Here is a 12,885-nt window from a genome sequence, read left to right as displayed (position 1 = left end):
GGATCACGCAGAAGGGCGCAATCCAGTTTGGCCTTGGCGACATCGATACCGAGATAGATCATGCTTGTTTCCAGTGATTGCGTTTGCCAACTTCACCCACTTGCCTTGTGCATGCAGGGTCTGGGCCCTTGGCTACCGTTCAGTGTTCAGGCTGGCGAAGAGGTGGGAGAAGGGCTTGATCTGCGATACAAGGTTTGGACCTTAAGGGAATCCACAAGCTGTCCTTCTCCCGATTGGCGGAAGCTAACCGCCAAGTACTGCGAGATACAAGGGAATTCCCGTGGGACGCCGGTATGATCGAGTGCTGAGCTGGCTAGGCTCTGTTGAGGTTTGATTGGTTTTCACGCAGCCCCGCCAAGGTAGCCTGCGCGAAGCCCAGCGCAAGCCGATACGGGTCTTGGCGCGCATTGGCGACAAAGCCGCCGGCAAGAATGGCGGGGCTGCCCTGTGGGCGATGGGCTCTGTATCCGGGCTGGCCGGCAGCTTGCCGTTTCGCCGGGGTCGAAAGGGGCTTGGGGGGCAGTGCGCTTCGGCCAGTGCCGGGCGGCTCACTTGCGGGCCGTCTTGCGCTGCTCCTGCGCCTGCTGGCGGGCTTGCCAGCGCGCCCGGTCGGGCATGTGCACGGTGGACGGATAGAGCTTGCGCAGCTTGGCGACATAATTGCGCGTTTCGGCATAGGGCGGCACGCCCTTGTAGCGCTCGACCGCTTTTTCGCCGGCATTGTAGCCGGCGGCCACCAGCTCGATATTGCCGTCGAAGCGGTCAATCAGCCAGCGCAGGTAGCGCACGCCGCCGCGCACATTCTGGCTGACATTGAACGAATCCTTCACATTGAAGCGCTCGGCCGTGGCCGGCATCAGCTGCATGATGCCGGCGGCGGATTTCGGCGACACCGCGCGCGGATTGAGTCCCGATTCGATCATGGCAATGCTGACGGCCAGTTGCGGATCGACATCGTGCCAGATCGCCAGTTGCGTGATGATCTGCACGATCTGGCGCTGGCTCGGCGAGAGCCGGTCCGTGCGCAGCCCCGGGCCGGGCGGGATGCGCTCCGGCGCCACCTCGGCCAGCATGCACGGCGGCAGCTCGGTCGAACTCAGGCGGATGGTTTCCAGCATGCTGTGGGCTTCGGCGTGGCCTTGCTCGGATGCCAGCGAAAACAGCGACGCGGCCTGGGCGCGGTTCTCGGGCACGCCCATGCCGAAGGCATACTGCATGCCCAGGCGGTACTGGGCTTCGACAATGCCGTGTCTGGCTGCTTCGCAATACGCGCGTGCGGCTTCCCACGGGTCGCTGCGCTCCAGTTTCTGCAGGCGCGGCAATTGCGTTTCCCAGGCACTTTCCGTGCTTGCCATGCACAGTGCGGCCACGGGGGCGAGCAGGATGCCGCAGCAGGCCAGCCGTGTTGCGCTCATGGTTCTGATCCCGGCCTCAAAATGTCAGCATATGCAAACGGCACGGCAGGCAAGCCCCGCGTGCGCCGGGGGAGGGATGGAAGGGCGGGTGGACCGATCAACGGCGGGCGGGGCGGCCATGGTGCAGTCCAGCGCGAGAAAGCTGACTGCCGGCCCGGGTTGCGGCTAGACTTCAGACCAATCACCCAACATTGCTGGAGCCTTGCATGAATCTGGAAAAGGTCATTTTCGGTTTTTTCATCATCCTCGCCTTCACCCTCAATTTCGGCTTCTTCGTCGGAGAAATCGACGCCATCCACCAGCATGATTCCTTCGAGCTGATGGCGGCGATTGTCGTCAACCTGATCGCCACCGTGCTCAAGGTCGGCGATCGCACCCAGCTGGGCGCCATTCATCTCTCGACCAGCCTGGTGGCCGATCTGCAGCTGATCACGGCCGCCTGCGTCTGGGGCTATGCGCTGTTCGGCACGGACACCGGCATGACGCCCAAGCTGATGTCGACCATCGTCTCGCTGGCCGGTGGCGCGATGATGGCCAATATCGTCTCGGTGGTGCTGCTGATCGGCGAGACGCTGAGCCAGCGCAGATAACAGGCGATGTACAACATCTTCTTCCTGGCGCTGCGGCGCATGCGCGTGCCGCTGATCACGCTGATCCTGATCTATGCGGTGTCGATCTTCGGTCTGGTGCTGGTGGCGCCGCCGGCGGGCGAGGCGCAGCTGGATTTCTTCCACGCCTTCTATTTCATGAGCTACACCGCCACCACCATCGGTTTTGGCGAGATTCCCTATGCCTTTTCGCCGGCACAGCGCGCCTGGGGGCTGGCGTGCATCTACCTGTCGGTGATTGGCTGGACCTACACGCTGGGCAGTCTGCTGGCGCTGTTTCAGGACAAGGGCTTTCTGCACGCCATGCAGCTGGCGCGTTTCACGCTCAAGGTGCGGCGCATGCCGGCGCCCTTCTACCTGATTCTCGGCTACGGGCAGACCGGGCAATTGCTGGCGCGCGTGCTCAACGAGCGGCGCGAACGGTTTGTCGTGGTCGACCTGCGCGAGGAAAAGGTGCATGAAGTGCTGCTCGCCGGCTTTCATGCCGATGTGCCGGCCATCGTTGGCAATGCCTCCAACCCGGAAGTGCTGCAGCTGGCGGGCCTGACGCACAAGCTGTGCAGGGGCGTGCTGGCGTTGACCGGCGACGAGGATGCCAATCTGGCCGCCATGATGGCCAGCCACGCCCTGCGTCCCAGGCTGCTGAGCATCGGCCGCGCCCGCACGCGGCAGGTGGCGCGCAATATGTCCTCGTTTGGTGCCAATCATGTCATCAACATGTTCGACACCGTCGGCATGGAATTTCGCATGGCCTTGCGCTCGCCCAGCCATTACCGCCTGTGGCAGACGCTGACCGATCTGCCAGGTCGGCCCATTCCGGGGCTGTTTCACCCGCCGCGCGGCCTGTGGCTGATCGTCGGTTTCGGCCGTTTTGGCCACGCCGTGTATCACGCGCTGGTGCAGCAGGGCATGCAGGTGAAGGTCATCGATGAAGAAGACCATCCCGAGCTGCCGGAAGGCCTGCTGGTGCACGGCACCGGGGTCGAGGAAAGGGAGCTGAAGCTGGCCGGCATCAGGGAGGCCGTCGGCATGATCGTCTGCCACGACCATGATGTGAACAATCTGTCGGCCATCGCCACGGCGCGTGAATTGCGCCCGGACATCATGATGGTGGCGCGGCGCAATCTGGCGCAAAACCGCAGCCTCTTCGAGGCCGTGCGCCCCGACCTGACGGTGGTGCGCAGCCAGATTGTCGCCCGCCAGGCGCTGGTGGCGATGACCACGCCGCTGCTGACCCAGTTTCTCGAACTGATGCAGACCTATAGCGAAGGCTGGGCGAGCACCCTGGAAGAGCAGTTGCTGCACCTGTGCGAGGGCGAAGTGCCGGAACGCTGGGCCATCGAGCTGACCGCCCAGCACAAGGGCTTTGTCCACGCCTTCCTGGCCCAGCCCTTGCCGCCGCTGCGGCTGGGTGACCTGTTGCGCGATCCGGTCGATCGCGAGCGCTCGCTGGATTGCCTGCCCTTGCTGTACCAGTACGGCGGGCATCACATCGCCCTGCCGCAGCCCAGCCAGCAATTGCAGCTGGGCGCGCGCCTGCTGTTTGTCGGTACGCCGCGCGCGCAGCGGGAAATGCAGTGGGCCTTGCAGAATCCGACGCTGATGGATTATCTGCGCACCGGCGAAGATCCGCCGCGCGGCAGTGTCTTCCGCTGGCTGGCGCGCCAGCGGCAGGCCAGGGCCAGCCGCAGTCAGTAAGGGCCGGCGCAGCGTGGGGCCGCGCCGCCGCCCAAGTCAGCCGGGACGGGCAGGCGGCCGTGCTGGCGCCACGCGCGCGTCACGCCGGCGGCGCAGGGGCGTGCGGCGGCTTCTGTCAAGGGTATGTCCATGCAGCCTTTTTTAGGAAAGGGCTGCAGGGTAATAGCCCATGCTGTATATGGCAGGCGCTGGGCTCTTTTGTCTTGTGGTGGCGTGACTCGCCGCAGACAGCACCGCGACTGCGGCGCGGCGAATGCCGGGCACCGCGACCAAAGAGCCCAGCGCGTAACAATTAATCACACATCAACAGCGTCTAGCCGCCGAGGCCCGGATAGGCCGGCTGGAACAGCGCCTGGAGCGTCGCACCCGGTTGCGGCTGTTTCATGAAGGCTTCGCCAACCAGGAAGGTGTGCACGTGGTGGTCGCGCATCAGCGCCACATCGTCCGGCGCCAGAATGCCGGATTCGGTGACCACGATGCGGTCAGCGGGGATGCGCGCGAGCAGGTCCAGCGTGGTTTGCAGCGTGACGTCGAAGGTGCGCAGATTGCGGTTGTTGATGCCGGTCAGCGGCGTGTTCAGCTGCAGTGCGGCCTCCAGCTCGTCGCCGTTGTGCACTTCCACCAGCACGGCCATGCCCAGGCTGTGGGCGATGGCTTCGAAATCGCGCATCTCGGCCAGGCTCAGCTCGGCGGCGATCAGCAGGATGCAGTCGGCGCCCCAGGCGCGCGCTTCAAAGATCTGGTACTCGTCGACCATGAAATCCTTGCGCAGCGCCGGCAGCGTGCAGGCCGCGCGCGCGGCCTTCAGGTAGTCCTCGTGGCCCTGGAAGTACGGGGCGTCGGTCAGCACCGACAGGCAGGCCGCACCGTGCGCCGCGTAGTCGGCGGCGTGTTCGGCCGGGCGGAAATCGGCGCGGATCACGCCCTTGCTCGGGCTGGCCTTCTTGATTTCGGCAATGATGCCCGGCAGGCCGGCGGCGTGCCTGGCGCGCAGCGCGCCGACAAAATCGCGCAAGTCGGCGCCGTTGGCCTCGGCCTGCGCGCGGATCTCGTTCAGGGGGATTCTGGCCCTGGCGGCAGCAACTTCCTCACGCTTGGTGGCCCAGATTTTCTTCAGGATGTCGGACATGGCACGGCTCGGCTGACGTTTCGCTAAACCGGCTTTTTACCACAAATCAGCCCCCCACTGCGCGCGGCGCCGCCGGGCAATGCGGGGCGCTTGCGGCTGGCGGCTTGGATTTTGTATCGGGTATGAGGCTGCAGCCCAATTGAGCAATTGGCTGCAGCCATATACCCATGATCAGGCGCTGACTGCCCTGCCGCGCTTGCGCTGCCACCATTGCACCAGATCGTCGACGAAGGTGAAGACCACCGGAATGACCAGCAGGCTCAGGAAGGTCGAGGTGATGAGGCCGCCGATCACGGCAATCGCCATCGGGGCGCGGAAGCTGGCATCCACGCCCCAGCCGATGGCAATCGGCAGCATGCCGGCGCCCATGGCGATGGTGGTCATCACGATGGGGCGGGCGCGCTTGCGGCCGGCATCCATCAGCGCGTCGAAGCGGCTCATGCCCTCGCGGCGCGCCACGATCGCATATTCCACCAGCAGGATGGAGTTCTTGGTGGCAATCCCCATCAGCATGATCAGGCCGATCAGCGAGGGCATGGCAAAGGCGCTGTTGGCGATCAAGAGCGCCACGAAGGCGCCGCCAATCGACAGCGGCAAGGCGGCCAGAATGGTGATGGGCTGCATGAAATCCTTGAAGAGCAGCACCAGCACCATGTAAATGCACAGCACGCCGGTCAGGATGGCCAGGCCGAAGCTGGCAAACAGCCGCATCATTTCCTCGGCGTCGCCGAATTCGGCGCGGCTGACGCCGGCGGGCAGCTGCTGCATCGCCGGCAGTGCGGCGACCTCGTTGTTGACCTCGCCCAGCGAGCGGCCGTTGAGCTCGACCTCGAACAACACATTGCGCGAACGATCAAGCCGGCCGATCTGGCTGGGGCCGCTCGACAACTCGACGGTTGCCACCTGCTCCAGCAGCACGGTGCCCTGCGTGCTGGGCACGCGCAGCTTGCGCAGGCGCTCAAGGTCGCTGCGGAAGCTGTCGGGCAGGCGCACCACCACCGGCACCTGCCGTTCGGGCAGATTGAGCTTGGCCAGCTGCGCCTCGTAGTCGCCCACGGTGGCCACGCGCACGGTATCGGCAATCGCCAGCGCGGTGACGCCAAGGTCGGCGGCGCGCGCCAGGTCCGGGCGGATCACCACCTCCGGGCGCACCAGGCTCGCGCCGGATTTCACCGCGCCGATGCCGGGCAGGGTGCGCAGGTCACGCTCGACATCGCGGGCCGCCATCGCCAGCGCTTGCGGATCGTCGGACTTGAGCAGCAGCTGCAGCTTTTCACCGGACTGGCCCAGGCCCACCTTGACGCGCACGCCGGGCAAATCCTGCAGGGCGTTGCGGATCTCGCTTTCGATGACGGTTTTCTTGGCGCGCGCCTTTGCCGGCACCAGCGTCAGCGTCAGATTGGCCTGATTGACCTTGGCGTCGGCTGGCGCAAAGGGGTCAGCGCCAGCACTGCCGCCGCCAATGGCCGTGTAGATGCGCTCGACCGCCGGCATGGCGTCGAGGATGCGGCGTGCCTCTTCGGCCAGCACGGCGGTTTGCGCCAGCGTGGCGCCCGGCGGCAGCTCCAGGCTGACCAGGGTTTGCGAGCGGTCGTCCGCCGGCACGAAGCCGGTGGGCAAGAGCGGCACCAGCGCCAGCGAGCCGACAAAGAACAGCAGCGAGAGCAGCGCCGTGGTCTTGCGGTGGATCAGGCACCAGGCCGCCAGCCGCAGATAGCCTTGCATCAGCCGGCCCTGCTCCTCGGCATGGGCAATCGGCTTGAGCAGGTAGGCCGCCATCATCGGCGTCAGCAGACGGGCGACCACCAGCGAGGCAAACACCGCAATGGCCGCCGTCCAGCCAAAGGACACAAAAAACTTGCCGGCCACGCCGCTCATGAAGGCGGTCGGCAGGAACACGGCAATCAGGGCGAAGGTGGTGGCAATCACCGCCAGGCCGATTTCGTCGGCCGCTTCCAGCGCGGCCTGGAAGGGCGTCTTGCCCATGCGCAGGTGGCGCACGATGTTCTCGATTTCCACGATGGCATCGTCAACCAGAATCCCCACCACCAGCGCCAGCGACAGCAGGGTCACCGTGTTCAGCGTGAAGCCCATCAGGTACATGGCGATAAAGGTCGGCAGCACCGACAGCGGCAGCGCCGCCGCCGAAACCAGCGTGGCGCGCCAGTCGCGCAGGAAGAACCACACCACGACCACGGCGAGCAGGGCGCCTTCGTAGAGCAGCATCATCGAGCCGTCGAAACCTTCCTGCACCGGCGTGGCCATGTCGTAGGCCATCGTCAGCTGCAGCTCGGGGTGCTCGGCCTTCAGCCTGGCCAGCGCCGCTTCGACTTCCGCCTGCACGGCGGTTTCGCTGGCGCCGCGCGAACGGGTGATTTCAAAACCCACCACCGGCTTGCCGTCGAGCTGGGCAATGCTGCGGCGTTCGGCCACCGTATCGCTGACGCGGGCGATCTGTTCCAGGCGCACGCTGCGGCCGTTCGGCAGGGTGATGTCCATGCGCGCCAGTTCGGCCGCCGATTCGACGGTGGCCAGCGTGCGCAGCGATTGCTCGGTGCCGGCGATGTCGGTGCGGCCGCCCGAGGCATCCTTTTGCGTGCGCGCCAGCACGCGCGAGATGTCGCTGCTGGTGACGCCCAGCGCCATCATGCGGTCGGGGTCGAGCTCGATCTGCACCTGGCGGCTCACCCCGCCCACGCGGCTGACCTTGCCCACGCCGGGCACGGCGCGCACGGCGCGGGTGATGGTGTTGTCGACAAACCAGGACAGCTGTTCCTCGTCCATCCTGGGGTCGGCCACCGTGTAGACGAGGAAGGGGATGCCGGAAAACTCGATCTTGCCGATCACCGGGTCCTTCATGTCGGATGGCAGGTCGCCGCGCACGTTCGATACCGCATCGCGCACGTCATCCACCGCGTCGGCAATCGGCTTTTCCAGCACGAATTCGACATTGATGGTGACCACGCTGTCGGTGATGGTCGTGTAGACGTGCTTGACGCCCTGCAGCGCCGAGACCGAGTTTTCGATCTTGCGCGCGACCTCGGTTTCCAGCTGCGCCGGCGCCGCGCCGTCGAGCACGGCGGTGATGCTGACCATGGGCAGCTCGATGTCCGGGAAGTCCTGCACTTTCATTTTCGAAAACGCCAGCAGGCCGGCCAGCGACAGCAGGATGAACAGCAGGATGGCCGGGATGGGGTTCCTGATCGACCAGGCAGAGACGTTCATGGCATTAATCCGTCAATAGTGACCCAAGGCCGCAGGCCTTGAGCGTGTCCCCCTCTCCCACCGGGAGAGGGTAAGGGGAGAGGGAGCGGCCTTGCCGCCACGGACTGTCGTGCAAGGTGGCTTTCCCCGTGTTGGCGGTCATGGCTTGACGCGCACCACATCGCCATCGGCGAGGAAGCCGCCGCCGCTGGCCACGACACGGGTGCCGGCCGGCAGGCCGCGCACCTCGATGCGCTCGCCCTGCTGGCGGCCCAGCGTGACGCGCAGCTGCTTGACGCGCTGTTCGGGCGTCACGGTGAACACGCTGGCAAAGCCATCGCGCAGCAGCACGGCGCTGCCCGGCAGCACCAGCGCGGCGGCGTCACCGGTGGCGATCTCGCCGCGGGCGAACATGCCCGGCTTGGCGCTGGCGCCGGCTTCCAGATCGACATAGACCAGAATGTTGCGAGTCTGCGGATCGGCCGTCGGCGCCACCATGCGCACCTTGCCGGCGACCGTCTTGCCATCCGGCGTGGTAATGCTGGCGCTCTGTCCGGGGCGCAGCGTGCTGCTGTCTGCGGCCGTGACTTCGGCGCGCCATTCGATGCGCCCCTGGCGCACCAGACGGAAGAGCTCCTGCCCCTGCTGGCCGATGTCGCCAAGGCTGGCGTCGCGCTGCGAAATCACGCCGTCGTCGGGCGCCTTGATGCGGGTTTGTTCCAGCCGCGCCTGCATGGTCTTCAGCTGTGCCTCGGCCGATTTCACCCGGGCACTGGCCGTCTGCTCCTGGGTCAGCGCCTGGGTAATCTGCTGTTCGGAGAGCGCGCCCTTGTTGCCCAGCTGGCGCACGCGGTCGGCATTCTGGCGGGCTTCGGCAAAGCCGGCCTGGGCCTCGCTGAGCGCGGCTTGCGCCTGCGCCAGCTCGGCACGCACGGTTTCGTCATTGAAGCGCGCCAGCACCTGGCCACGCTGCACGCGATCGCCCACCTGCGCGCTGACTTCCACCAGCCGCAGGCCGCCGATTTCGCTGCCGATGCGCGATTCCTGCCAGGCACTGACATTGCCATTGGCCTTGACCAGCTGCGGCCAGCTGACCTGCTCCGGCGTGATCAGCTCTACCGTCAGCGCCGGCTTGGGCTGGGCGGCGGGCTGGCTGGCCGCGGCCTTGTCGCTGCCGGCCGGCGTCCCGGGGCGCAGCGCCAGCACGAGTGCGGCAAGCCCCGCGCCGGCGGCGATCAGCACGATCAGCAGTGTCCTGCGCGAGCGGAGCGAGAAGGAGGATGAGCGTGTATTTGGCATGGTTTTCCCCGTATGCGGCAGCCGGCCCGCAGGCCCTGGCTGCCCTGTGTTCGCCGGCTGGCCGGCGAAGGTATTCCTGGTTGATGGTGATGTTTGCTCGTTGCTGCCAATGCCACCGGCGGCGCTCAGGAATCTCCCGGCCCTGCTGCGGCGCGGCTGGCCGGCGACTCGCCCCGGTAATCGGCGGGAGTCAGGTCGGCGGTATTCCAGCCGCCGGCGGCCTTGTACAGCGCAATCCAGTACGCCAGCCGTTCGCGTTCCTGTGCAATGGCGCGGGTTTGCGCGCCCAGCCAGAAGCGCCGCGAGATCTCGACATCCAGCAGGCTGGCCGAGCCCACGCGCTGCATGGCGTCGCTGGCGTCCAGCTGTTGCTGGTAGCCGGCCACGGCGCGGCGGGTCGCCTCAAGGCGCCGGTCGGCAGCATTCAGGCGCACCATCGCCTCCTCGACATCGCGCACGGCCTGGATGACGGTTTGCCGGTAGGCGCCCTGGGCCGCGTCATAGCGCGCCTCGGCGGCGTCCTGGTCGGCCTGCAGCCGGCCGGCATTGAAGAGGGGCAGTTTCAGCGTCGGCCCGAACGACCAGCTGCTGCCGCTGATTTCCACGCCCTGGCTGCGCTGTTCGCCGATCTGGATCGCCCCGAACAGCGACAGCGAGGGCAGGCGCGCCACCTTGGCCACGCCCACGGCCGCGGCGGCGCCCTTGACCTGTTCGGCGGCGATGCGCACATCGAAACGCTGTTCGACCAGCCGCGCCGGCAGGGTGTCCAGGGCAAAGCCGACCGGCGCGGGCAGGCTGCCCGTGGCCAGCTGCGCGCGCAAGGCCGTCTCGTCCTTGCCGGTCAGCGCCACCAGCGCCTTGTAGGCCAGCGCGATGCCTTCCTGCAGCTCGGCCAGCTGGGCCTGGCCCTCGGCCAGGCTGGCCTCCAGCAACGCCACATCGACGGGGCTGGCCAGCCCGGCCGACTGCTTGTCGCGCGTGAGCCGCGCGCTGCGTTCCCGCGAGACCAGATCGGCCTGCATGATGGCCGCCATTTTCTGATAGGCGCGCAGCGCCACATAGGCATTCGCCGTTTCGGCAGCCAGACTCAGGCGCGCATCGCGTTCGGCGTAGAGCTGCGCGGCCAGATCGGCGCGCAGGCTTTGCTCGGCTGCGCGGATGCCGCCCCACAGATCGATTTCCCAGCTGGCATCCAGGCCCGCCTGCAGGCTATTGCCCAGCGGTGCATCCTGCAGCGTGTTCTGCGCGCGGGTGGCGCCGGCGCTGCCGTTTACCGTCGGCCACAGGTAGGAGCGCGCCGAATAGGCCCTGGCGCGCGCCTCGCGGATGCGTGCCGCGGCTACGTCCAGGGCCGGATTGCCGGCGAGCGCCGCCTCGATCAGGCTTGCCAGCGCCGGATCTTGCCAGGCGCGCCACCAGTCGCGGGCATCGGCCAGCGCGGGGGCTTGCGGCACGGGCTCCTGCCATTGGCTGGCGGCCGGCAGAACCGGATCGGCAGGCGGCAGGTCAACGGCGCAGGCCGTCAGCAGCAGCGCCGCGAAAAGGGGAGTGAGGCGGAACATGGTGTCTCCGTGGCGCTTGAGTGCCAGCGCCTTGGTGTCTATGCTGGTCGCATTCGATGCTATTCTGACCGAACGGTTCGGTCAATTTGGCAAGTGTAAAAATGTATGACAACTGACTTTCACAGCCCCACGGCAAACGCTGACGAACACGACAGCCCCAAGCGCGCGCAAATCCTCGCCGGCGCGCGGGCCGTGTTTCTGGAGCACGGTTTTGCCGGCAGCAGCATGGCGCAGATCGCGCGCACGGCCGGCGTGTCCAAGGGCACGCTGTACAACTATTTCGCCAGCAAGGAAGCGCTGTTTGTCGCGCTGATCACCGGCGAATGCCGCAAGCCCGCCACGGATTCCAGCGCCGCGCCCGAGACCGCCAGCCCCGCCGAGGTGCTGGCCGCCGCCGGCAGCGGCTGGCTGCTGAGCCTGCTGGAAGACGACGAGCTGGCGCTGTTTCGCATCGTGCTGGCCGAATCGCTGCAGTTTCCCGAGCTGGGGCGGCTGATTGAAGCCCAGTGCCTGGCGCCGTGCAACGCCCGGCTGGCCGCCTATCTGGCCAGCCTCGACGCCAGCGGCCAGCTCGCCATCACCGACTGCGCGCTGGCCGCCGAACAGTTTCTCGCCCTGTGCGACGCCGGCATCCTGCGCCGCGTGCAGTTTTCCGTCGCCACCCCCGCCCGTGCCGAGATCGACGCCCATGTCGCCAGCGCCGTGCGCCTCTTCCTCGCCGGCTACGCGCCCCGGCCGTGAACACCACAGCCCCGCCGCCTTGCGCTTGGCGCCATGACGCGCCCGGCGGCGTACCGCGGGCGGCGCCGCGCAGCTGGACGAAGGCGAATTCGTCGAATGCATCGCCATGACGCTGGACGAGCTGGTCGCCGGCGTGCTTGATGGCTCGATCACCGACGGCAAGACGGTCGCCGGGATTTTCTGGCTGCAGCGGCTTTGTTGCACAACTCCCCGCACCTGAGCCTGGCGGGTAAACTCCGGCGATGACCAAGCCCGCCCCAGCCAAGTACAAAACCACTAACTGGCGTGACTACGACGCCGCGCTCAAGGCGCGCGGCTCGTTGCTGATCTGGCTTGATCCAGCCATGCAATGGTATGCCCCGGCCGGCGGCAAGGCCGGGCGGCAGCCCACCTTCTCCGAGGCCGCCATCCAGTTTTGCCTATCGATCAAGGTGCTGTTCGGCCTGGCTCTGCGCCAGACCATCGGCATGGTCGAGAGCCTGATCAAGCTGGCCGGCCTCGACTGGCAGGCACCGAATTACAGCACGCTCAGCCGTCGTCAGCAGACTCTGACAGTGCGGATTCCGGCGCGACGCAGCCAGGGTGGCTTACACCTGCTGATCGACAGCACCGGCATCCAATTCCTCGGCGAAGGCGAGTGGAAACGCAAAAAACATGGCGCCGAATACCGCCGGCAATGGCGCAAGGTGCATCTGGGCATTGATGCGCAAACGCTGGAAATCCGCGCAATTGAGGTCACCGGCAATGGCGTCGGTGATGCACCGGTTCTGCCGGATTTGCTGGCGCAGATTCCAGCCGACGAGCCGATTGCCAGCGTTCGCGCCGATGGCGCTTACGACACCAAGGCGTGCCATGCCGCGATTGCGGCACGCGGGGCGGAAGCAATCATTCCGGTACGCAAAAACGGCCAGCCGTGGAAAGACCAAAGCGACGGCGCCAGGGTGCGGAACGAAGCGCTGCGCGCGATGCGCCGGCTGGGGCCCGCGATCTGGAAACGCTGGAGTACTTACCACCAGCGCAGTCTGGTTGAAGCCAAGATGCGCTGTTTCAAATTGCTGGGTGAACGGGTGAAGGCTCGCACGTTTGAGCGGCAGGTAGCGGAGCTCCAGGTTCGTGCCGCCCTGCTGAACCGCTTCACACAGTTGGGCACACCGGTGACGGTGCGCGTGGCCTGAATCCGTCAGGGGGTTGGGGAGTCTCGGCCTGTGGCTGAGTTATGCAACAGAGCC

Annotated in this window: 9 protein-coding genes; 4 read left to right on the top strand and 5 right to left on the bottom strand. The window is 66.6% G+C overall.

Going from position 1 to position 12,885, the window contains the following annotated elements; translation table 11 throughout:
• Positions 1–548 precede the first annotated feature (548 nt).
• Positions 549–1,415, bottom strand: coding sequence for a lytic transglycosylase domain-containing protein (locus C515_RS21535; RefSeq protein WP_051305026.1), 867 nt, complete (start codon positions 1,413–1,415; stop codon positions 549–551).
• A gap of 206 nt (positions 1,416–1,621) precedes the next feature.
• On the opposite strand from C515_RS21535, the gene C515_RS0115855 reads away from it, so the two are divergent.
• Entirely contained in the window at positions 1,622–2,005 is a 384-nt protein-coding gene (locus C515_RS0115855; protein ID WP_028456318.1) for a DUF6394 family protein, read from the top strand.
• Between the two features lie 6 nt (positions 2,006–2,011).
• Positions 2,012–3,721, top strand: a complete 1,710-nt coding sequence (locus C515_RS0115850) for an NAD-binding protein (protein ID WP_028456317.1) — start codon at positions 2,012–2,014, stop codon at positions 3,719–3,721.
• A gap of 313 nt (positions 3,722–4,034) precedes the next feature.
• Here the strand turns inward: C515_RS0115850 and trpC are convergent, their stop codons facing one another.
• The 4 genes from trpC to C515_RS21530 form a co-directional block, all read right to left on the bottom strand.
• Positions 4,035–4,850: an indole-3-glycerol phosphate synthase TrpC gene (trpC, locus tag C515_RS0115845; protein WP_028456316.1), complete on the bottom strand. Its 816-nt coding sequence runs from the start codon at positions 4,848–4,850 to the stop codon at positions 4,035–4,037.
• Between the two features lie 171 nt (positions 4,851–5,021).
• Positions 5,022–8,075: an efflux RND transporter permease subunit gene (locus tag C515_RS0115840; RefSeq protein ID WP_028456315.1), complete on the bottom strand. Its 3,054-nt coding sequence runs from the start codon at positions 8,073–8,075 to the stop codon at positions 5,022–5,024.
• Between the two features lie 138 nt (positions 8,076–8,213).
• Entirely contained in the window at positions 8,214–9,353 is a 1,140-nt protein-coding gene (locus tag C515_RS0115835) for an efflux RND transporter periplasmic adaptor subunit (protein WP_051305025.1), read from the bottom strand.
• 125 nt (positions 9,354–9,478) lie between these two features.
• Positions 9,479–10,915 (bottom strand): efflux transporter outer membrane subunit, encoded by a 1,437-nt coding sequence (locus tag C515_RS21530; protein WP_043650023.1) that lies wholly within the window; start codon positions 10,913–10,915, stop codon positions 9,479–9,481.
• 105 nt (positions 10,916–11,020) lie between these two features.
• Between C515_RS21530 and C515_RS0115825 the strand changes: the two genes are divergently transcribed.
• Positions 11,021–11,656 (top strand): TetR/AcrR family transcriptional regulator, encoded by a 636-nt coding sequence (locus C515_RS0115825; RefSeq protein WP_028456313.1) that lies wholly within the window; start codon positions 11,021–11,023, stop codon positions 11,654–11,656.
• A gap of 242 nt (positions 11,657–11,898) precedes the next feature.
• On the top strand, positions 11,899–12,831 hold the full coding sequence (locus C515_RS0115815) for an IS5 family transposase (RefSeq protein WP_028456099.1): 933 nt from the start codon (positions 11,899–11,901) through the stop codon (positions 12,829–12,831).
• Positions 12,832–12,885 lie beyond the last annotated feature (54 nt).

Origin of the sequence: Chitinilyticum litopenaei DSM 21440, assembly GCF_000428145.1 — a bacterium.
GTDB classification, from domain to species: domain Bacteria; phylum Pseudomonadota; class Gammaproteobacteria; order Burkholderiales; family Chitinibacteraceae; genus Chitinilyticum; species Chitinilyticum litopenaei.
Note: the sequence above shows the minus strand (reverse complement) of the source record. Positions and strands in the feature narration are given on the sequence as shown.